General features: G+C 35.1%; 23 protein-coding genes and 1 tRNA gene. 15 read left to right on the forward strand and 9 right to left on the reverse strand.

Annotation, left to right across the window (positions count from 1 at the left end):
• Positions 1 to 21: 21 nt before the first annotated feature.
• Positions 22 to 207, reverse strand: coding sequence for a hypothetical protein (locus J3U63_RS01515; protein ID WP_065633294.1), 186 nt, complete (start codon positions 205 to 207; stop codon positions 22 to 24).
• Positions 208 to 527: 320 nt separating this feature from the next.
• Between J3U63_RS01515 and trxB the strand changes: the two genes are divergently transcribed.
• The 12 genes from trxB (at position 528) to J3U63_RS01575 (ending at position 12,150) form a co-directional block, all read left to right on the forward strand.
• On the forward strand, positions 528 to 1,481 hold the full coding sequence (gene trxB / locus J3U63_RS01520; protein WP_267370274.1) for a thioredoxin-disulfide reductase: 954 nt from the start codon (positions 528 to 530) through the stop codon (positions 1,479 to 1,481).
• Positions 1,482 to 1,493: 12 nt separating this feature from the next.
• Positions 1,494 to 3,212 (forward strand): heme ABC transporter permease/ATP-binding protein CydD, encoded by a 1,719-nt coding sequence (cydD, locus tag J3U63_RS01525; RefSeq protein WP_267333216.1) that lies wholly within the window; start codon positions 1,494 to 1,496, stop codon positions 3,210 to 3,212.
• Complete coding sequence (cydC, locus tag J3U63_RS01530) at positions 3,206 to 4,837, forward strand: heme ABC transporter ATP-binding protein/permease CydC (RefSeq protein ID WP_267370276.1); 1,632 nt, start codon at positions 3,206 to 3,208, stop codon at positions 4,835 to 4,837. Before cydD ends, cydC begins: the two co-directional genes overlap by 7 nt.
• Before the next feature lie 178 nt (positions 4,838 to 5,015).
• Positions 5,016 to 5,333: a ribosome silencing factor gene (rsfS, locus tag J3U63_RS01535; RefSeq protein WP_267370317.1), complete on the forward strand. Its 318-nt coding sequence runs from the start codon at positions 5,016 to 5,018 to the stop codon at positions 5,331 to 5,333.
• Positions 5,334 to 5,337: 4 nt separating this feature from the next.
• A complete protein-coding gene (rlmH, locus tag J3U63_RS01540) occupies positions 5,338 to 5,808 on the forward strand; it encodes a 23S rRNA (pseudouridine(1915)-N(3))-methyltransferase RlmH (protein WP_267370277.1) in 471 nt (156 codons plus the stop codon).
• Between the two features lie 19 nt (positions 5,809 to 5,827).
• Positions 5,828 to 6,292 (forward strand): rRNA maturation RNase YbeY, encoded by a 465-nt coding sequence (gene ybeY / locus J3U63_RS01545; RefSeq protein WP_267333219.1) that lies wholly within the window; start codon positions 5,828 to 5,830, stop codon positions 6,290 to 6,292.
• A gap of 73 nt (positions 6,293 to 6,365) precedes the next feature.
• Positions 6,366 to 7,238, forward strand: coding sequence for a CNNM family magnesium/cobalt transport protein CorC (gene corC, locus J3U63_RS01550; RefSeq protein WP_267333220.1), 873 nt, complete (start codon positions 6,366 to 6,368; stop codon positions 7,236 to 7,238).
• A complete protein-coding gene (gene lnt, locus J3U63_RS01555) occupies positions 7,231 to 8,772 on the forward strand; it encodes an apolipoprotein N-acyltransferase (protein WP_267370278.1) in 1,542 nt (513 codons plus the stop codon). The genes corC and lnt overlap by 8 nt, the downstream gene beginning before the upstream one ends.
• Positions 8,773 to 9,001: 229 nt before the next feature.
• The gene (locus J3U63_RS01560) at positions 9,002 to 9,910 is read left to right on the forward strand and encodes a glutamate/aspartate ABC transporter substrate-binding protein (protein ID WP_267333222.1); all 909 of its coding nucleotides are present in this window, start codon (positions 9,002 to 9,004) and stop codon (positions 9,908 to 9,910) included.
• Positions 9,911 to 9,990: 80 nt separating this feature from the next.
• Entirely contained in the window at positions 9,991 to 10,725 is a 735-nt protein-coding gene (locus J3U63_RS01565; protein ID WP_065799040.1) for an amino acid ABC transporter permease, read from the forward strand.
• A 1-nt stretch (position 10,726) separates the two neighbouring features.
• A complete protein-coding gene (locus J3U63_RS01570; RefSeq protein ID WP_065634202.1) occupies positions 10,727 to 11,428 on the forward strand; it encodes an ABC transporter permease subunit in 702 nt (233 codons plus the stop codon).
• A complete protein-coding gene (locus J3U63_RS01575) occupies positions 11,425 to 12,150 on the forward strand; it encodes an amino acid ABC transporter ATP-binding protein (protein ID WP_065634203.1) in 726 nt (241 codons plus the stop codon). Before J3U63_RS01570 ends, J3U63_RS01575 begins: the two co-directional genes overlap by 4 nt.
• A 439-nt stretch (positions 12,151 to 12,589) precedes the next feature.
• On the opposite strand, the gene recD is transcribed toward J3U63_RS01575, so the two are convergent.
• Both recD and J3U63_RS01585 read right to left on the reverse strand, forming a co-directional pair.
• A complete protein-coding gene (gene recD, locus J3U63_RS01580; RefSeq protein WP_267370280.1) occupies positions 12,590 to 14,446 on the reverse strand; it encodes an exodeoxyribonuclease V subunit alpha in 1,857 nt (618 codons plus the stop codon).
• A 24-nt stretch (positions 14,447 to 14,470) separates the two neighbouring features.
• The gene (locus tag J3U63_RS01585) at positions 14,471 to 16,048 is read right to left on the reverse strand and encodes a mucoidy inhibitor MuiA family protein (RefSeq protein ID WP_267370281.1); all 1,578 of its coding nucleotides are present in this window, start codon (positions 16,046 to 16,048) and stop codon (positions 14,471 to 14,473) included.
• Between the two features lie 230 nt (positions 16,049 to 16,278).
• Here J3U63_RS01585 and nadR point away from each other — a divergent pair, with 230 nt between their 5' ends.
• Both nadR and pnuC read left to right on the forward strand, forming a co-directional pair.
• Positions 16,279 to 17,514 (forward strand): multifunctional transcriptional regulator/nicotinamide-nucleotide adenylyltransferase/ribosylnicotinamide kinase NadR, encoded by a 1,236-nt coding sequence (nadR, locus tag J3U63_RS01590; protein WP_267333225.1) that lies wholly within the window; start codon positions 16,279 to 16,281, stop codon positions 17,512 to 17,514.
• 2 nt (positions 17,515 to 17,516) lie between these two features.
• Positions 17,517 to 18,206, forward strand: coding sequence for a nicotinamide riboside transporter PnuC (gene pnuC / locus J3U63_RS01595; protein ID WP_267366750.1), 690 nt, complete (start codon positions 17,517 to 17,519; stop codon positions 18,204 to 18,206).
• Between the two features lie 233 nt (positions 18,207 to 18,439).
• On the opposite strand, the gene J3U63_RS01600 is transcribed toward pnuC, so the two are convergent.
• The 6 genes from J3U63_RS01600 to J3U63_RS01625 are packed head-to-tail and all read right to left on the reverse strand — an operon-like array spanning position 18,440 to position 21,963.
• Complete coding sequence (locus J3U63_RS01600) at positions 18,440 to 19,069, reverse strand: protein-L-isoaspartate(D-aspartate) O-methyltransferase (protein ID WP_267333227.1); 630 nt, start codon at positions 19,067 to 19,069, stop codon at positions 18,440 to 18,442.
• A 4-nt stretch (positions 19,070 to 19,073) separates the two neighbouring features.
• Positions 19,074 to 20,096 (reverse strand): tRNA pseudouridine(13) synthase TruD, encoded by a 1,023-nt coding sequence (gene truD, locus J3U63_RS01605; RefSeq protein ID WP_267343739.1) that lies wholly within the window; start codon positions 20,094 to 20,096, stop codon positions 19,074 to 19,076.
• A 23-nt stretch (positions 20,097 to 20,119) separates the two neighbouring features.
• Positions 20,120 to 20,605 (reverse strand): 2-C-methyl-D-erythritol 2,4-cyclodiphosphate synthase, encoded by a 486-nt coding sequence (gene ispF / locus J3U63_RS01610; RefSeq protein ID WP_267370282.1) that lies wholly within the window; start codon positions 20,603 to 20,605, stop codon positions 20,120 to 20,122.
• Between the two features lie 8 nt (positions 20,606 to 20,613).
• A complete protein-coding gene (ispD, locus tag J3U63_RS01615) occupies positions 20,614 to 21,315 on the reverse strand; it encodes a 2-C-methyl-D-erythritol 4-phosphate cytidylyltransferase (protein ID WP_267348063.1) in 702 nt (233 codons plus the stop codon).
• Positions 21,316 to 21,326: 11 nt separating this feature from the next.
• Complete coding sequence (gene ftsB, locus J3U63_RS01620) at positions 21,327 to 21,623, reverse strand: cell division protein FtsB (RefSeq protein WP_065632994.1); 297 nt, start codon at positions 21,621 to 21,623, stop codon at positions 21,327 to 21,329.
• 22 nt (positions 21,624 to 21,645) lie between these two features.
• Positions 21,646 to 21,963, reverse strand: a complete 318-nt coding sequence (locus J3U63_RS01625) for a TusE/DsrC/DsvC family sulfur relay protein (RefSeq protein ID WP_267333231.1) — start codon at positions 21,961 to 21,963, stop codon at positions 21,646 to 21,648.
• Between the two features lie 191 nt (positions 21,964 to 22,154).
• Between J3U63_RS01625 and J3U63_RS01630 the strand changes: the two genes are divergently transcribed.
• Positions 22,155 to 22,242, forward strand: a tRNA-Ser gene (locus tag J3U63_RS01630).
• Positions 22,243 to 22,347 lie beyond the last annotated feature (105 nt).

Consider the following 22,347-nt stretch of genomic DNA (forward strand, 5'->3'; position numbering starts at 1 on the left):
CAACTAACATCACACTACCCTTTATTTCACTAAATTATATAGCGCTTCTGCATCAGAAGAAGCGCAATCTATTATAAACTCAATGCCTGATAAAATATTACCAAGTTGAGGATCATTAACCTGTTGTTGCACCGAATTTAACATTTGTTGTGCCCAACTAATTTTTGAAAGCACTGACTCGACTTTTTCTATAGTAGTATTATTCATCTTATATCCTTTTAGTTTATACGGGTAATCTAAACAGATAACCGGAATAAAGTCACAAAAAATTTAAAAGATTAATTTTAATCACTTAAAAAAAGAAATTAAACAAAATATAGTTTTAAAAATAAGAAAATAGTTTAAAAAAAATGAAAATATAAAGATAAACTTTGAAAATTACAACAATAAAAAATTATTGCGATAACCTATTACTGCAATAATCAATTTTTTTCATGACATGGATTGATAATGTTAAACTTATCAGTTATAAATTGCACAGCTTTGGTTGCTAATAGCCAGAATATTTAAATAATAAGGATAGTAATATGAAAACTAAACATGCTCGTTTATTAATACTTGGTTCTGGCCCTGCCGGTTACACGGCAGCCGTTTATGCTGCAAGAGCAAATTTATCACCAGTATTGATTACTGGCACACAAGAAGGTGGACAACTAACAACCACTACCGAAATTGAAAATTGGCCAGCTGGGGCACCGGAACTAACCGGTCCTGAATTAATGGTCAAAATGAAAGAACATGCAGAAAGATTTAATACAGAAATTATTATCGACCAAATTGATCGTGTTGATTTTAGCAAGAAACCTTACAAACTTTACGGTAGTGAAACTGAATATAGCTGTGATGCATTAATTGTTGCTACCGGAGCATCAGCACAATACTTAGGATTACCATCAGAACAAGCTTTCAAAAGTAAAGGCGTTTCGGCTTGCGCCACTTGTGATGGATTCTTCTATCGAAATCAAAAAGTTGCAGTCGTAGGGGGTGGTAACACTGCTGTAGAAGAAACACTTTATCTTGCCAATATTGCGAGTGAGGTACACTTAATACACCGACGCGATAGTTTTCGAGCAGAAAAAATATTAATGGATCGACTAAATGAAAAAGTAAAAGAAGGTAAAGTAATATTGCATACTCATCAAGTCGTGGATGAAATACTGGGTGACAATATGGGGGTAACAGGTGTTAGGATGCGTAGCACACAAGATAGCAATCTCACCGAGCAACTTTCTGTGATGGGCGTATTTATCGCTATTGGTCACAAACCCAATACCGCAATATTCGAAGAACAGCTTGAACTTAATGGTGGTTATATCAAAGTACAATCAGGCACACAAGGTAATGCAACGCAAACGAGTGTTGAAGGTATTTTTGCTGCAGGTGATGTGATGGATCATGTTTATCGACAAGCGATTACTTCCGCGGGAACAGGTTGTATGGCGGCGTTAGATGCCGAGCATTATTTGGATAATTTAAAATAAAAATAAAATTTCATGTCTTTAGATAAACAACGTCAAACCTATCTACTTAGTTGGTTAAAACAGCACGCAAAACTACATAAAGCTGATTTGCGTGCTTCACTATTAACTGGCCTTTTACTCACTATTTTGATCATTGTTCAAGCAGCGCTATTGGCTATTATTTTGCAAAAATTAATTATTGAACAACGTAATTTAAATAAAGTACTGCCCTATTTTTTAGCGCTCGTCATTACCTTTCTAGCGCGTGCTGCATTGATTTATTTTCGTGAAAAAATCAACTTTTCATTGGCTACAAAAATTCGCAAAAACATTCGACACCAGCTTATCAATCAACTTGAATTACTAGGCCCGGCTTATTTAAATCAGAGCACTACAGGTGCTTGGAGCACTTTACTCATTGAACAAGTTGACAAGCTGCACGATTTTTTTGCTCGTTATCTGCCTCAAATGCGGCTAGCGAGTATGGTTCCTATATTAATTTTCTTTGCTATTTTACCGTTCAACTGGGCTGCGGCAGGTATATTACTATGTACAGCCCCACTTATTCCTATCTTCATGATTTTAGTTGGAATGGGGGCTGCCGATATTAATCGTCGCCATTTTAAAGCACTCGCTTACCTTAGTGGGCATTTTTTAGATCGCCTAAAAGGACTAGCAACCATTCGGTTATTCAATCAAGGTGATAAACAAGCCAAACAAATAACCCAAGCATCTGAAGATTTTCGCATCAAAACCATGCAAGTATTAAAAGTAGCATTCTTATCCTCTGCGGTATTAGAATTTTTCACTTCAATATCAATTGCAATTGTTGCAGTCTATTTTGGTTTTTCTTATCTAGGTGAATTTAATTTTGGTTCATACAATAGCACAGTGACGTTATTTGCAGGCTTTTTTGCGCTTATCTTAGCGCCTGAATATTTTCAACCACTACGCGATCTTGGCACATATTATCACGCCAAAGCAGAAGCGATTGCAGCGGCCGATAATATCGAAACATTTTTAAGCCAACAGCAACCAAAACAAGCAAGTCATAACTTACAAACCAATATTGAATTTAAGCAAACATTACAGACGATTAAAGCAACTAATTTAATCGTCATGTCTAGCGAAGGCTTGCCTATTGTAGGGCCTTTAACTTTCACGCTAAAGGCACCGTTCAATCTAGCTTTGATAGGCACCAGTGGTGAAGGCAAAACGTCATTAATGAATGTATTATTGGGCTTTTTACCCTACCAAGGATCGCTAACCATTAATGATATTGAATTTAGCCAAATAGAGATCAAAACATGGCAACAACAAATTAGTTGGATTGGTCAAAATCCTTACTTAATTAATGGCACTGTGCGCGAAAACATTTTACTGGGTAAACAAAATGCATCAGACCAAGAACTCGAAACCGTCATAAAAAAAGCGCAATTACTAGATGTTATAGCCAAATTGCCCTCTGGTATAGATACACAAGTAGGGGAAGATGCAGTGAGACTATCAGTTGGACAAGCCCAACGTATAGCATTAGCTAGAGCAATGTTAAAACCGTGTCAATTATTGATTCTTGACGAACCCACAGCCAGCTTAGATAAGCAAACGGTACAGCAAATTGATCAACAACATATTGCGATCAACACGATTACCATTACTCACCAAAATGAAGATATGCAACAGTATGATCAAATATGGCAATTGTCACAGGGAAAACTACAGAGTATTAACGGCAAGGAGCATGCATGTTAGCCATTTTACGCCCCTATATTGCACTGTATAAACACTATTTTTGGCAAATTATTTTGGGATTATCACTGTCTATACTGACGTTATTTGCCAGTGTTTTTTTATTATCTTTATCCGGTTGGTTTTTAGCCTCAACAGCGGTAGTTGGTGTTGCAGGTTTGTATACGTTTAATTATATGTTACCGGCGGCAGGTGTACGTGCGGCAGCAATTACACGAACAGCTTCACGCTATATGCAACGATTAGTGGATCATAACACGACCTTTAAAATTTTAGCGTATTTAAGAACGTTGGCCTTTAAAAAAATATTGCCGCTAAGTGCTAATCAATTAGCGCATTATCAAAAAGCTGACTTACTTAATCGTTTTATTGTTGATATTGATGCACTAGATCATCTTTATTTAAAATTATTTTCACCAATTGTAACGGCATTAGTCATGATTGTGCTGCTATTTATTGGATTAAGTACCATTAATCTACCCATTGCATTAATCATTTGTATTATACTTACGGTAACCCTACTTGCTGTGCCCATGATTTTTTATTATGCTGGTAAGCAATTGGGTGAACAGCTAGCTCAGCAACAAAGTGAGTATCGATCGCTGTTAATCAATTATTTACAAGGGCAAGCTGAGCTCATTTTATTTAACGCACAGTGCCGTTACCGAGTTAAACTAGATGAACTTGAATCTAACTGGCTTTACAATCAACAACGCCAATCAACCTTAGTGGCATTATCAACCGCTCTGGTTATACTAATTGCAGGCTTTTTAACATTACTGGTGCTTTGGCTTATAACCCAATATACCTTATCACCACTTGTTGCATTATTTGTATTTGTTTGCCTTGCCAGTAACGAAATTTTAATGCCAATTCCTGCGGCATTTATCTTTTTAGGTCAAGTCATTGCCTCAGCTAAACGTACAACAAATATTTTCAACCAAACACCCGATATACAGTTTGTTGAACATGGCAAAACAATTGATTTAAATTCAGCAAAATTACAATTTGATCACATAAATTTTTGTTATCCAAATCAACCTTTTGCGATATTAACCCATTTTTCATTAACGGTTGAAGCTGGTGCACATATAGCATTAGTGGGTAAAACCGGTTGCGGCAAATCAACATTACTAAGTTTAGTCACGCGTAGCTGGCAACCCAATTCTGGTACTATTCTTATCAATAACACGCCTATCGAACAACTCGATGAGCCAACTTTGCGCAAAGTCATTGCCGTTGTACCCCAAGTTATCACTATTTTTAGTGATAGCCTTCGTCAAAATCTACTTATTGGTAATGACCAAGCATCAGATAAGCAATTAATAGAGGTATTACATCAAGTCGAACTGGACAAACTACTTGCAACCGAACAAGGATTAGATTTACCCCTTGGACAAGGTGGACGAACATTATCGGGAGGTGAAATTCGACGAATAGGTATCGCAAGAGCTTTACTCCATAACTCGCCTTTGATCTTGATGGATGAACCAACTGAAAGCCTTGATCAACAAACTGAACAGCAGATAATTCAATTAATTAAACAGACATGTGCTGGAAAAACGTTACTTATGGTTACTCATCGTTTAACCAATAATCCATTATTTGATCGGGTTATTACACTTTAAGTTATAGTTACATTTCCCTACTGCCCAATGATCACAACGTTTATTGGGGATAGCTAGTGATTGTTAAGTGAGTAAACGGCTAAATTAATTTTGCTACCAAAAGTTCGGCGTATTATCACCACCATTCTATTTAAAAAATATGCTATAATGACGCTTTATATTTAACAGTAGAGAGATTATTTTGCAACAATCGTTACAAGATTTTATTATTGATAAAATTGATGATCTAAAAGGCAAAGACATTGTTACCCTAGATGTGCGAGGCAAATCAAGTATTACAGATTATATGATTATCTGTACTGGTACGTCTAATCGTCACGTTGCCTCAATAGCTGGACATTTACTCGATGAAGCAAAAAAACAAAAATATTTGGTCTTAGGTAGTGAAGGTCAAAATGATGCAGATTGGGTAGTAGTTGATATGGATTCAGTTATCGTACATATTATGCAGGAACAAAGCCGACAACTATACGAACTGGAAAAACTGTGGAGTTAATCTAGTGAAGATTCAACTTATTGCTGTTGGCAACAAAATGCCTCATTGGGTTACAACAGCTTTTGATGATTATTGTTCCCGCTTTCCTAAAGATATGCCTTTAGAACTAATTGAAATTCCTGCCGGTAAGCGCACCAAAAATGCGGATATTGTCCGCATTTTAGATAAAGAGGGTGAAATGATGTTAAATGCTTGCGGTAAAGGTAATTGCATTGTCACACTCGATATTCCTGGTAAAGCATATACAACACACAATTTAGCTCAACAATTAGAGCGCTGGAAAACCGATGGTCGCGATGTGAGCTTACTGATTGGTGGTCCTGAAGGTCTTTCTCCTGCATGTAAAATTGCAGCTGAACAGAGTTGGTCACTTTCTCCACTTACTTTGCCCCATCCACTGGTACGGGTAATTGTTGCCGAAAGTTTATATCGCGCTTGGAGCTTGACCACCAATCACCCTTATCATCGTGAATAATCGTCATTAGGAAAATAAAATGAGCGAAATTATTTTAGATTTGCAAATCGCAAGTGAAGAAACTGACAACCTACCGAGCGAAACACAAATAATGCAGTGGTTAGATGTGATTTTACCACAATTTATGGATCAAGCAGAAATTACCATCCGCATTGTTGACCAAGCTGAAAGCCAACAGCTAAACAATACTTATCGCCATAAAGATAAACCGACTAATGTATTATCTTTTCCATTTGAATCACCGATTGAAATTGATGTGCCACTATTAGGCGATTTAATTATATGTAAGCAGGTGGTAGAAGCTGAAGCGCAAGAGCAACATAAATCACTAACTTCACATTGGGCGCATATGATTGTTCATGGTTGCTTACACCTATTAGGTTATGATCATATCCTTGACGAAGAAGCCGAAGAAATGGAAAATATTGAAATAGACATTATGCGGCAATTAGGCTTTGATAATCCTTATCAAGCAATTGACTAATGTAAGCATTTAGTTAATATAACTATCTACCACAACTAATTAAACAATAAATCAAAACAAAGGAAGAGAGCAAATGAGTGATGATAATCACCGGAGAACCAAAAAAGGGTTTACACTATGGTTAAGTCAGTTATTTAATTCAGAACCAAAAGATAAAGAAGAACTGATCGAAGTTATCCGCGAAGCAGAAGAAAACGAACTCATCGATCCTGATACGCTTGATATGATTGAAGGTGTGATGGATATTGCAGAACAACGCGTTCGTGACATTATGATTCCCCGCTCTCAAATAATCACAATCAAAGACAATTACACGCTTGATCAATGTTTAGATATTATTTCTGAACATGGACACTCTCGTTATCCTGTGATCAGTGAAGATAGAGATCACATCGAAGGTGTGCTACTTGCCAAAGATTTACTGATTTTTATTCGCCAAGGTGTTGCTGATTTTGATTTAAAAAAAATCCTACGACCAACGGTCATTGTGCCCGAAAGTAAACGTGTTGACCATATGTTGAAAGAGTTTCGTATGCAGCGTTACCATATGGCAATGGCCATTGATGAATTTGGTGGTATATCAGGACTGGTTACTATCGAAGATATTCTAGAACTGATTGTTGGTGATATCGAAGATGAATACGATGAAGTCGAAGATCGTAATATTCGTCGTTTATCTCAATCCGTTTATACCGTCCGAGCGCTTACACCTGTTGAGGACTTCAATGAAATTTTTGCTACTTCATTTAGTGATGATGAAATGGATACCATTGGTGGACTGGTTATGCAACACTTCGGTCGTTTACCGTTACGCGGCGAAAGTATCTTGATTGATGGCTATCAATTTAAAGTGACGATAGTCGATCGCCGGCGTATCATTCAATTACATGTAACAATTCCTGAAGGTGCAACTATACCTAATTTAGAGCTACCAGAAAATGCTTAAACACCTTTTCCTAAGTTTAATTTTGGGGGGCATAGCTGTTTTTAGTTATGCGCCTTTTCATATTTGGCCTTTAGCTTTTATCTCATTTATTGGTCTATTATGGTTAATTGCTGACAAATCCAAAAAACAGGCCTTATTGATAGGGTTAACTTGGGGGATAGGTTATTTTGTTGGTGGCGTACATTGGATTTATATCAGTATCAAACAATATGGTGAATTACCTACCGCGATTGCTATTGTCATATTGGGACTATTAATTGTCTATTTATCGCTTTATCCAATGCTATTTGCACTGTTATTAAGAATGCTGGATCGCTATGCCCCTGCCTTTTCTTTTAAACAACTTGTTATTACTGCACCTGTAATTTGGCAATTTAGCGAATTTCTACGTGGCTATATTTTAACAGGATTTGCTTGGCTAGAGCTTGGATATAGCCAACTAGATAGCCCTTTGCGTGCATATTTTCCTATTATTGGTATAGAAGGGGTTAACTTAATTACTAGTATTATCTGTGGATTAATACTTTATATTTTACACCAATTGCGCTCCAAGGTTCATAAAAAGCACGTGCTTGGTGCGATAATTGCACTAATAGCGATCTTTATTGCACCAATTTCACTCAAAGATATTAATTGGACAACTGTAGATCAGAATCGTATAGCCAACTTTTCGTTAATCCAAGGTAATATTCCACAATCATTACGTTGGAATAGTGAACAATTGGAAAGCACGTTAAAAACTTATTATCAACTCACACAACAATCTTTAGGCAAAGATAAAATCATCATCTGGTCAGAAGCGAGCATTACTGACTTCGAAATAAATCAACAACCGTTTTTATATTATTTAGATAACCAAGCGAGGGCTAAAGGTTCCGAAATAGCGGTGGGTATTATTGATTACCGTTTAAAAAACGCTGAAGACCAAGCTAACGGTGATATTTACAATACGCTCTTAGTGTTAGGAGGTAAAGAAGCTTATCAGTATCCAACAACCAATCGTTATCAAAAACATCATTTAGTCCCTTTTGGTGAATTTATTCCGTTAGAATCTGTACTTGAACCGATTGCCGCATTGCTAGACATTCCTATGTCATCAATGAAACAAGGCGATAAAAAGCAACCCCAATTAACAATGCAAGGATTTAAATTTACAACGGCAATCTGTTACGAAGTGATTTTATCTAATTACATATGGCATAACTTTCAACAGGATACTGACTTTTTACTGACTGTTTCAAATGATGCTTGGTTTGGTAATAGTATTGGGCCAAAACAACATCTACAAATGGCACAAGCAAGAGCATTAGAGTTTGGCAGACCCTTAATCCGTAGTACCAATAATGGCATAACTGCAATTATTGATAAAAAAGGCTATATTATTCAACAAATACCTGCATTTACTGAAGGTGTGTTAAATGCAACATTATCCCCAACCACTGGTTTAACCCCTTATGCAAGATGGGGAAATCTACCTTATTATGTTCTTATCCTATTCATGTGTATTATCACTTTTATAAAAAAACGTTCATAATTTAAGATACTGGCATAATTATTGCTTAAATTAAATTGAGTTCCAACTAAAACCTGAGGCTTCATTAATTGCTAAAAATGCAAAATATCAATTAATGTATCTAGCTCCAATAATCTATAAATAAACAGTAAAAAGTACTTTTATGCTAAAAAATAAGTTATAATATACGCCCTTTGTAAAAATATTAAATAAATTTAATATGATACAAAATAAACAGTAGGAGATGACTATGAACAAAAAAACAAAATTAACCAAATTAGTTTTATCATTTGCAATGTTAGGTCTAATGGCTGGAACTGCAGTTGCAGAAGAACTCAGTGGCACATTAGCTAAAATCAAAGAAAGTGGTGTGATTGTTGTTGGTCATCGCGAATCGTCAATTCCGTTTTCCTACTACGGTGATAATCAAGAAGTTATTGGTTATTCCCAAGATTATTCTAATTTAATTGTCGATGCAGTTAAAAAAGAACTTAATTTACCAAATCTTAAAGTAAAATATTTACCAGTTACGTCTAAAACACGTATTCAACTACTAAATAACTACACTTATGATTTTGAATGCGGTTCGACAACGAATAATCTTGAACGTCAAAAAACTGTCGATTTTTCAGATAGTATTTTTATTGTTGGTACGCGCTTTTTAGTAAAAGCGGACAGTAATATTAAAAGTATTGAAGATCTTAAAGGCAAAAATGTGGTTACCACTGCCGGCACAACTTCTGAAATTCGTTTAAATCAAATCAATGCTAAAGAAAACCTAGGTATTCGTATTATTACCCCTAAAGATCATGGTGATGCATTTAATGCGCTTGAAACAGGACGTGCTGAAGCATTTTTAATGGATGATGCGTTACTTGCTGGGGAACGTTCGCGTGCAATAAAACCAAATGATTGGAAAATTGTTGGCGAGCCATTATCTTATGAATCTTATGGCTGTATGTTAAGAAAAGGTGATGTTCAATTTAAACAATTAATGGACAAAACTATTTCTGACGCACAAAAATCAGGAAAAGCACTTGAATCTTACAACAAATGGTTCACTCAACCTGTTCCACCAAAAGGCGCCAACATGGCACTTGAAATTTCACCAAAAATGGTTGAGCTGTTTGCAAATCCTAATGATAAAGCATTAGATTAATACTATTCTTATCTTTCTAATCCATGTACTAAATGTATTAGCATTTAGTACATAACCTAAATTAGTGAATTAAATATATTATGAGTTTTAATTGGACACTATTTTTTGAACCCACCCCTTATGGTGATGGGATTTACTTAAACTGGCTATTAGATGGCATCTTTGTGACAGTGTCGTTAGCTGTGACCGCTTGGATCATTGCCTTTGTGTTAGGATCTTTGGTCGGGATATGCCGAACACTTGACAATAAGTTTCTTAATAACTTTGCGGCAAGTTATATTCAGCTGTTTCGTAATATTCCATTACTTGTACAAATGTTTTTATGGTATATGTTATTTCCAGAAATTTTAACAGGTAGCTTAAAAACATGGTTTATATCTGGCTTATCGCCAAATGTCAGCTCTTTTATCACAGCAGCAATTGCTTTAGGATTATTTACTTCAGCACGTATCGCAGAACAAGTAAGAACAGGTATTCAGACTTTACCTAAAGGTCAACGTTATGCGGCTATCGCACTTGGATTAACGAATCGTCAAGCATACATATACATTCTATTACCTAATGCTTATAGACGTATAATTCCACCATTAACCTCAGAAATGACGAATATCATTAAAAATTCATCTGTGGCGTCAACTATTGGGCTAATCGATCTCATTGGTCAAATTGATCGCATTAATGAATCGACTAATAGTATTGTGGAGATACTTTGTGGCGTCACTATTGCATTTATGTTAATCAATTATGCAGTACTGACTATTATGCGAATTGTTGAAAAACATACGCGCTTACCTAACATGAATCATGGAGGATAAAATGCAGTTATTCGATTGGATTGCTAATATACCTTCATTAGTATCAGACAACTATCATCTTTTATTAAGTGGTTTATGGTTGACCACAAGAATTACACTCAATGCGGTCGTTTTTGGCATTGTTTGGGGAACAGTGCTTGCATTAATGCGTTTATCAAATAACAAAATACTTAACATATTTGCTAAATGCTATGTGAATTTATTTCGTTCCATCCCACTACTTTTAGTACTGTTATGGTTCTATTTAGCGCTTCCGCAAGTTATTAAATATGTATTTAACTTACCACCTTATGCCGATGTTCGCGTTGTATCAGCAATGATTGCCTTTGCTTTATTTGAAGCAGCTTACTATTCTGAAATTATTCGCGCAGGTATTAACGCTGTCGCTAAAGGCCAATATCACGCTGCTTACGCACTCGGTATGACCAAAGCGCAAGCGATGCGATTAATCATTTTACCGCAAGCATTTAGATCAATGGTACCGCTATTACTCACTCAAGGTATTATCTTATTCCAAGATACATCTTTAGTTTATGTCATGAGCTTGATTGATTTATTTGGCGCAAGTGTGACACAAATCGGCAACGTGCAAGGTGGCACGGTAAAATATTCTATGATTATTTTTGCAGCAGCAAGTTATTTTATAATTTGTTTTACTGCTTCACGTTTAGTTAATTATTTCAAAAAAGGGATAAATCGATGATCTCCTTAGAAAATGTATCAAAATGGTATGGACAATTTCAAGTATTAAAGAACTGCTCAACAAAAGTGGGAAAAGGCGAAGTAGTCGTTGTTTGTGGCCCATCTGGCTCAGGAAAATCAACACTAATTAAAACTGTAAATGGTTTAGAACCTGTACAAAAGGGTAAAATTATTATAGATGGCACAGAAATCACGGATAAATCGACCAACCTAGCTAAACTTCGATCTAAAGTAGGCATGGTGTTTCAGCATTTTGAATTATTTCCCCATTTAACAATATTAAAAAACTTAACCCTTGCTCAAATCAAAGTATTGGGAAGAGCAGATGAAGAGGCGCGTGAAAAAGCTTTAAATCTATTAGAACGTGTAGGTTTACTGGCGCATGCAGATAAATACCCTGCTCAGCTTTCTGGTGGACAACAGCAACGAGTAGCAATCGCCCGCGCACTTTGTATGGATCCTATTGTTATGTTATTTGATGAACCAACATCTGCACTCGATCCTGAAATGGTTAATGAAGTGTTAGACGTTATGGTAGAGTTAGCTTATGAAGGTATGACTATGATGGTAGTGACACATGAAATGGGCTTTGCTCGTAAAGTTGCACATCGTGTTATCTTTATGGATGCAGGTGAGATCATCGAAGACACCTCAAAAGAGCAATTCTTTACTAATCCACAATCAGATCGTGCTAAAGACTTTTTAGCAAAGATTATTCATTAATTATCATCATAAAAATAAACAGCACTTGGTTAATATAGCAAGTGCTGTTTACCTAGTTTATTGCTTATCATCTACATAAAAAAAATTATGTAGATAAATCATTCTTCATGATGTATTAACAACGTTTATTTTTATCTAGTTAGTTTGACAAAAAACCTTCACTAAAATTGATGAGTTATCTTTGCAAGTCAAATATTGCCAGTAATGAGATATATCTAAGTAGCTTAACAATAAATAAGGATTGATTTAAGAAAATAATAAACTATGCACCATCAATTTGGTATTTTAAAAATGCATAACAAATTATTCCAGAAGCTATGTCTAGACTACCTAAATTATCCTACCCGCTAATTATATTTACGAACTTAAACAGCTTAGCGCTATTATTGACTAAAACAATTAGCAAACTTTTTAGACTAAAAACGTTACCATCACTATGTTATGGGCAAGTATTTTCTATTTGTTGAGCTAACCCACTTTCACGATGTATTTGACTTTTGACGGAAAGCGCTAAAATTTGAGTATCGGCATAAATCGATACAGTTTTTTTAGCTCGCGTAATTGCAGTATAAAGTAAAGAGCGATTGAGTAATGGTGAATAATCAGTTGGCAATATAATATTTACATCATCAAATTCTGAACCCTGTGATTTATGAATAGTCATTGCATAAGCCGTTTCATGCTCAGGTAACCTGAAGGGTGAAAACCCTTTGATTGAACCATCAGCAAAAGGGAAATACACACGTAATTTACTACTATCATGCTCAGCAGGTAGGGCTATGCCAATATCACCATTATATAACCCTAATGCGGCACTATTACGTAAAATCATAATAGGGCGGCCGATATACCATGCCTCTTTATTCTTTATCTGAATTAACTTATGGTTAGCTAATAGAGATTCAATTTGTGAGTTTAAGCCGCTAACACCAAACATTCCTGATCGCAAAGCACAAAGCAGGCGATAGTTGGCAAACTTAGCTAAAATGGACATAATATCATTATCACCACTAGACTTGATTGCCTTTAAATAATCTGAATAATGTTTAACACTTTCATTTAAAATAGACTGATAGGTCTGTTTTGATGTTAAATTATAGAAATGAATGTCATTAAATTCAGCATTCCTGAGCAGTGCTTTTACCTTGCTAACACTGCCCTCTTTTACCGCATTAGCCAATACACCAATACCTGAGGTTTGATCAAATCGGTAACTTTTTTGTAATAAGCATATACTATCGGTAATTGTTGCAACTTTCTGCTCACTCGGCACAACATAACCGGTTAATTGCGTTAACTCCTTGGCGCGTGAAGGGCTATAGCCTTTACCAATAAAAGCGCAAAGATCACCAAATACCGCGCCAGCCTCAACCGATGAAAGTTGGTCTTTGTCTCCTAATAGAATTAAACGTGCCGCAATGGGTAATGCATCAATCACTCTCGACATCATATTAAGATCAACCATTGATGCTTCATCAATCACCAATACGTCAACGTGAAGAGGATTTTGTTTATTATAATGAAAAGAACGATTATCTGCTTTAGCGCCCAATAAACGATGTAAAGTAATGGCTTCTGCCTTAATATTAATTTTTTGATTAACAGGCAATTGTGCTATGGCTTGGCTAAGTGATTCTGTTAACCTTGATGCAGCTTTCCCCGTTGGAGCAGTTGCAACAATGCGAGAATTAGGATTGGTTAACAAAATGCCAGCTAATATTTTAGCCACTGTTGTGGTTTTACCGGTACCTGGTCCACCCGAAATAATAGCCACTTTACGCGTTAATGCCACTGCTACAGCAATTTTTTGCCAATCAATGGTTGCCGAACGTTGAGTAAATAATTGATCTAAAATCGTAATTAAATCAGCCTGTGACGCTAATTGTTGTTCAAATGAGGGATAATTAAAATAAGATGCAACTTGCTTTTCATCTAGGTACATACGTTGAAAATAGAGTCTATTATCAATAAATACAAGCGGTGAAAGCAACGTGCCGTCGCTGATTATCTGATTATTTTGTGCTTGCAAAATAGTGGTTAACCAATCTTGCAAAGTGGGGGAAGCTAAATCACGCCAAAGCTGCGGATCATAGTTTTGCTCGTTTATTTGGGAAATATCCAAACAAACATGCCCCGCTCTTACCTCAAAACTGAGCAATAAAACTAAAAAAGCCAAACGTTTAACGACAATATCATCAGCTAGTTGAGCTTTTTTTGTTAAAAACTGGGCTAAATGAATATCGAGTAAATTAATTTGACTATTTTGTTTAAATTGTTCTAACCACGTTGTTAACATACTTTATACTTTGTTTTATAGGGGTTATAAACCATATATATCATTTTCTTTATCATTCGGATAAGTAATTTTGAAACTCATATTCAGGTCTTTACTTTCACTTGGGTTTAAAGTGAACTGCCACGTTAATAATCCGGTTTGTTTATCATATTTTGCACCATCATATTTGGCATCATCAAGTATTACCGCTTTATTTAAAATAACAGGTAATTGATCGTTTACGACAATATTTATTGGCAACGTTTTGGTATTTTTGACATCAATAGTATATGCATACTTTTGTGAAACATCATTACCAAATAGTGATGGCGTCGAGGTTTCTTTAATATTACGATTTCTGGTAATTAAGATACTTTTATCGCGCCCTAATGACAAATCTAATGTCCCTTTGGTATTTTCAGTGGAGATAATTGTTTCACCCATAAAATCACCATTGAAGAAGATATTGGCTTTTCCTGATAATAAATTCAACTTATCCCAATCATTTATTTGTGCGAGTAAGTATACGCTACTATCTACTTTAGGCATTGAGGTGTATTGGTAATTTGCGTTAACTTCTTTTGTTTGCAAAGTGAGTATATTATTTTTACTATCGTTTTTGATGGTATAAGGTAATGTGATATCAAAACGGGTATTGATACCTAATGTGTTAACATTACCAAGTTGATCAGAGTTAGCCAATTTCGATTTAGATTCGCGCTCATAATGTTCTTCTTTTGCTGATTTAGAAAAAAATAAACCACTTTTTTCACTATAAACGTCAATATACCATGGATTAAAATTTGGCGGAGTAATATTTTTGCTTGGATTGGATGTTGATAAACTAAAATCCACATCTTGCCAATCTAAACCGGTGTTTTGGTGAATTTCTGCTTTATATGTTAATTGCAGAGGTGAGTTGATATCCGCTACTCGCACATCATAAGCAGGTTCCCAACCTGCTTTGGTTGTTATATATGAAAGCGTGATAGGTAATGTTATATCTTTTTTAGAAGCAACTTTGACTATAACGGCATTGTGTAGCTTTCCATTGTTTGTTTGCTTTTCTTCTAGCTGTTTTTGGTATTGGCTTATCTGTTCGTCTAACTGATCGACCTCTTTTTGTAATCGATTCTGTTCATTTAACGTCGTAGTTAAATTGGTTTTCACAAAATCTAATACATTTTTCATGGCTGTTAAGTCTTCAGATCCATTTCTTGTTAAACTACCTAAACGGTTACCTTGTAAAAGTAATATTTGCTCATTGACAGCTTTGAGCTGGATTTCGACCGTATCTCGCTTTTCTTGTAACTGTTTTTGTTTTTCGAAAATCGACAGAATATTTTCATCGTTACTAATGTCACCCAAATAGCTTTCATTTAATGATGTAGATAGTACTTGAACATCACTATTACTACCAAAACCAACATTGATTGAATTTGGCTTAATATCATTAGCAATACCTGTTAATACTATTTCACTTTCACCTTTAGTTAATGAAACAGTTGACTGACCTTGTAATTCTGCGCCCTGAATAAATAGTGTCACTTTATTTAACTTAACGTCATTATTTGCTAAAGCATTTCCTGAAATTAATGCAATTGCTAATGCAATTTTTTTCATTTAATCATTTCCTTATATCATGATAATTTTATTTATTAATTAATTTTGTGTTACTTAAAAAAGATATTGCCCGTTTTTTAACGGTAAATAAATATTCTCTATTTTATATTTAATTACTATTAGATTTAACTTAATTAGGCAAAATTATTTTAATTGTTTAATATATTGAACAATTATTAAAAATATTGTACATTTTGTTACAGATAAAAAACAAAAGGTAAGGAGGCGATATGAATGGTTTTAGTTATTTGAAAACAGCCATAAAACGCAAAAATTTATCGTTACAAACAGTTGCTGATGCCTGCCAAATGACCAAAGGTTATTTGAGCCAACTAATTAATGATAAAATCAAAAATCCTAGCGCTCAAAAGTTACAATCACTCCATCACTATTTGCAAATTGATCCCAATTGTAAACATAAAAAAGTAGGTGTTATTTTTGGCAAGTTTTATCCACTACATACTGGTCATATTTATCTTATTCAACGAGCTATTAGCCAAGTTGACGAACTTTATGTGATTCTTTGTTCCGATACGATGCGAGATATGGCGCTATTTAAACAAAGTGCAATGTCACGCCAACCAACAATTAACGATCGGATTCGTTGGTTATTACAAACGTTTAAATATCAAAAAAATATCCATATTGAGCTTTTAGAAGAAGATGGTATTCCTTCATATCCAAATGGTTGGAATGAGTGGAGTGATCGCGTTAAAAAGTTATTTAAGGAAAAAGGCATTAATCCTAGTTGTGTCTATTCCAGTGAACCACAAGATGTAGCGATGTATAAAGATTTATTCGATTTAGATACCGTACTTATTGATCCTACACGCCGATTTATGCAAGTAAGTGGCACTCAAATTCGCCAAGCCCCTTTAAAAAATTGGCAATATATTCCAACTGAAGTTAGACCGTTTTTTGTACGAACTATTGCTATTCTTGGTGGTGAATCAAGTGGTAAATCGACATTAGTCAATAAGTTAGCCAATATGTTTAATACCACTAGCGCTTGGGAATATGGTCGTGATTATGTATTTTCTCAACTTGGTGGGGATGAACGAGCATTGCAATATGCAGATTACGATAAAATTGCTTTAGGACATGCACAATATATTGATTTTGCAATCAAACATGCCAATAAAGTGTCGTTCATTGATACTGATTTTATTACCACACAAGCATTTTGCAAAAAATATGAAGGTAAAGAGCATCCATTTTTACAAGCCATGATCAACAACTATCGATTTGATCTGGTTATTTTATTGGGTAATAACACTCCTTGGGTTGCTGATGGATTACGTAGTTTAGGTAGCCCAAAACAGCGAAAGGACTTTCAGCAGCTACTTATCTCATTATTAGAAAAAAACCATATTAGCTATGTTCAAATCGATTCACCTGACTATGATGAACGATATTTACGCTGTATTGAACTAGTCAATCAACTTATCAACGATGAAGAGTCTTAATCATGAATAAATTAGCCAATTTTATTATCGCTATAGGACGTAATCGATTTTATCCTTACTTCTGTGTACTTTGTGTCACCTTAGCTTTTTTATATACAGATCCATTTAATAATTTCAATTTACGTTATGCCGTGTCGTATGCTGGTGCATTTTGTGGATTGTTATGTGTAATCTTATTAGCTAAACGCAAAAACTTAGGGAATGTGCTAGGAATGCTAGCTGTAGTCGCTGAGTGTTGCGCTAACTTTCTTGGTGGCAATATTGGTGCAGGCTTGCCTACTTTTTACTATTTTGGCTCACATGTTTATGGATTAATCACTTGGCAAAAAAACCTGGATAGTCATCAACATGTCAAAGTTCGATCACTTAGTGAGCAAGCTTTTTTATATACCCTTATTTTTCTGATTATAGCTGTCTTTTTTAATGTCTATTTAACTAATGCTATTGGCGTAGATAATACAATATATCAACTGATTACAAACTGTTTTATTTTTGGATTAGGTGTGGTTGCTCAACTTTTACTGATGATGAGATATTCATTCAATTGGTATTTGTGGGTGATTTTGAATGTCTTGGTTATTGGTTTAAATATTTATACCAATAATATTATCATTGCAACTCAATACCTGATTTATTTGTTCAATGCTATTTATGGAATTTGTGAATGGAAACATTCTGAACAAAAACAGTAAATTGTTACGCTTGAGTCAGGTATAGAAGTTCAATTTCACGTTTTAGAATAAAAGGATACTAAAGGAAAGTAAAACGCCCAAATAAGAATCTATAAAATATAGATTATATAGTTAGTATAAAACGTAATACGTAACAATTACCAAACTCACTTGAGATCGCCACAAATAAGAAAGGCCTAGAATACAATCCAAATGTATTAAATAAAAGCCATCAATCAATTTGATGGCTTTGGTTATTCAATATCACCTTTTACTAACGGAACAAACTTAACATCACCAACATTATTGACAATAAAATTATCACCGTTTCGTTCAATAACCTGCAAAATTTGTTTATGTTCATTACCTACCGGTATAACCAATCGACCTTTATCGGCTAATTGTTCGAGTAATTTACTAGGCACTTCAGATGCAGCAGCCGTAACAATAATACCATCAAAAGGACCTCGTTCAGGCCAACCTAACCAGCCATTTCCATGACGCGTTGAAATATTGTGAAGATCTAACTGTTTTAAACGCCGTTTAGTATTCCATTGCAAACTTTTAATCCTTTCTACAGAACAAACATGATCGACTAACTTAGCTAATATCGCCGTTTGATAACCCGAGCCAGTTCCAATTTCAAGTACTTTTGAATGGGGTTCTAGTTTCAATAATTCTGTCATTTTGGCGACAATGTAAGGTTGTGAAATAGTTTGCCCACTACCAATAGGTAAAGACCGATTATCATAAGCCTGATGAGAAAGTGCCTCATCAACAAAATGCTCCCTAGGAATAGCAGCAAACGCTGTTAAGACACGCTCATCTTTGATTCCTTGCTGACGCAACAATTTAATTAAAGATTGCATTTTTAAACTTTGCATGTATTTACTCACTTCCTATTATCAATTCACGTATCACGCTTGTTGCATAACAACCTGATGGTAAATAGAATTTCAAATTAACATTATTATCATCTAACCATTGCCAACTCAATTGTGATGGATAAACGACTATCGAACGTCTTGCTGTTTCAACGCGCTCTTTGGCAAATAATGAGTTAAAATTAGACCAACTTTGTAGACAAGATTGCTCAAATTCAAAAGCGACAGATGTTGTCCCTAATGGCGAATCACCAACCATAGGTGCTGTTATATTGATTTCACCTTGATGTACACGTTGTTGTAAAGAGGGTAACTCTTCAGCTTGGGCAACAAACCAACTGCCACGACCAGCAAGCTGTAATATATCACCATCAAGCACTGTTTGATGCAAATTCTGTGCAATTCGTTGGCTGACAATATTATTAAAAATTGCACTTCGAGCAGCGGAAAGATAAAAGCTACGCTTTTTACGATCAGTAACAGATATTTCACCATTGGCCCATTTTATTGCTTGAACAACATTATTTTGCTCACGACCAAAACGTTGTTCACCAAAATAATTTGGTACACCAAATTGTATAATCAAAGCTAATTTTGATTCAATTTCGGATTTATTGCTTAATGATGTTAGGTTGATATTAAAATAGTTGCCTTTTAATGCACCTATTTTTAATTTCTTATTATGGCGAGTTACTTTTAGTATTTTACATCCATCTAAATTAAAATTCGAAAAATCAGGCGTAGCTTGACCTGGCATATGTAAACTAAACCACTGTTGAGTGACAGCTTGACGATCTTTTAACCCTGCATAACTCACAAATTTAGCCGAAATACCGACATATTTTGCCAACTGCTCGGCAACAAAAATGGTATTACAATCACGTTTTTGTAAAAAAACAAAAACATGTTCACCATCGTTGGTCAACTCAAAACCAAGATCTTCTGTAACAACAAAATCTTCAAATTTTTGTTTATACTGGCCAATTGTGGTGGGTTTTCCATAAAAATAATTTAGTTCAGCTAACACAGATACTACCTATTTTTTTCAATTTAATTGTCTTTAACTATTTTAGTTAATAACACTACTGCTTCACAAGCAATGCCTTCTTTACGCCCAGTAAAGCCTAATTGTTCAGTGGTTGTTGCTTTAACACTAATTTGATCAAAATGAACATTCAGATCTTCGGCAATATTAATCCGCATTTGATCAATATGGGGGCGCATTTTTGGTTCCTGTGCAATTATTGTGGTATCTAAATTAACCAGTTGATACCCTTTAACTTGTATTGTGCTATAAACTTTTTTTAATAATATGCGACTGTCTATACCTAAGTATTGCGGATCGTTATCAGGAAAAAACTTTCCAATATCACCTAACGCTAATGCACCGATTAAAGCATCGGTAATAGCATGTAATACTACATCGCCATCGGAATGCGCTATCAGACCATATTGATAAGGAATTTTCACGCCGGCGAGAGTAATTGGTCCATCACCACCAAATTTATGAACATCAAATCCATGCCCTATTCTCATACTGGTACCTACTTTAAAGTTGAATGAGTTAAATAAAAAGTAGCTAATGCTAAATCCTCAGGTTGAGTAATTTTTATATTGTCTCGGCGACATTCAACTAATATAGGATGCCCTCCACAATACTCAATAGCAGAAGCTTCATCGGTGATAGTTATATGATTATTCAACGCATTAAGTAAACATGATTTGAGTACTTTAGCTGTAAATAATTGAGGGGTTGCAGCTGCCCATAAATGCGTTCTATCTTCTGAACGTTCAATTATTTTATCATTGTCTTGATAGGCACGCTTTATCGTATCACTGACGCGAGTGGCTAAAATGCCGCCTTGCTGTGAATTTAACACAATATCAATTAAACGCGTAATATCGTCATAATGAACACAAGGCCTAGCTGCATCGTGCACTAAAGCCCAATCATCATCTTGCAACAAATGTAAACCTGCTAATACAGATTCAGCACGAGTTTTACCGCCTATCGTAACGTTTATTTTATCATGCGCAGCAATAGCTAGTGTGTTAAACATCACATCTTCAGGGCTAATAACAACGATAATCTGTGCTATTTTAGGATGTGATAATAACTTATTTAAGGTATGCTCGATAACCGTCATTGAGCCAATTTTTAAATATTGTTTTGGTAATTGGCTACGCATTCGACAACCTATTCCTGCCGCCGGAACAATGGCCGTAATATTACAATTCCTATTCACTGCATTATGCCTTAACGATGTTGTGTTTTTGAATCAACAATAATTCGATAAAAATACTCATTGGGCTTGACCATACCTAAATGACTACGCGCTCGCTCTTCTATCGCTTCCGAACCACGCTGCAAATCATTAATTTCAGCAAACATCTGTTCATTACGGTCTTTCAATTGCGCATTTTGTTCATGAAGATCTGCTAATATTTGAACATTATCTTGATAATCATAAACATTATTTTTGCCATACCACAGTGAGTATTGCAAATAGCTAAGTACAGCTAATAAAATTAATGGGACTTTCCATCTAATCATGAGTTTTATCTATTCACTAAATTTAGATACATTTAACTGGTTTCGGTAAACCTGCAAGTTTAGTTGCCTGTTTTGCCGGGCCATCAGGAAATAACTTATACAAATAGCGACTATTACCTTTTTCTGTGCCAAATTTTTTTTCCATAGCTTTAACTAATGCTCGAATAGCTGGTGAAGTTTTATATTCTAAATAAAAATCACGAACAAATAATATCACTTCCCAATGCGCATCGGTTAATTCTATCGACTCTTTAGCGGCCAACAGTGGGACTAAATCAACACTCCAATCCTGCCAATTTTTTAGGTAACCTTTATCATCGGTTGGTATTTGACTTAACATTTTTATAAACACGCTGTTTTATTTAAATCATATTATACTCATTTAAAGAAATGATGGCACTATTTTGATGGTAAAAGCATCATGACACGAATATTCACCTCAAATTTGATGAAATTTAAAGCAAACGATGAAAAAATTGAAAATAGCTATTTACAAATTCATAAGTCTCCTTTAATATTCACAGCCATTGCGGAAGTGTGGCTGAGCGGTTGAAAGCACCGGTCTTGAAAACCGGCGAGGGGCGACCCTCCCAGAGTTCGAATCTCTGCGCTTCCGCCATCTTTCCTAAAGATTGATCAATTAGTCGCAATTCAAGTTTTAATAAACAGCTTTCCTTAAAAAATATCCCTTAGAATATACTGTAACCCTTAAATTTATTACTCC

Origin of the sequence: Gilliamella sp. B2838 (genome assembly GCF_026536185.1) — a bacterium.
Taxonomy (GTDB): domain Bacteria; phylum Pseudomonadota; class Gammaproteobacteria; order Enterobacterales; family Orbaceae; genus Gilliamella.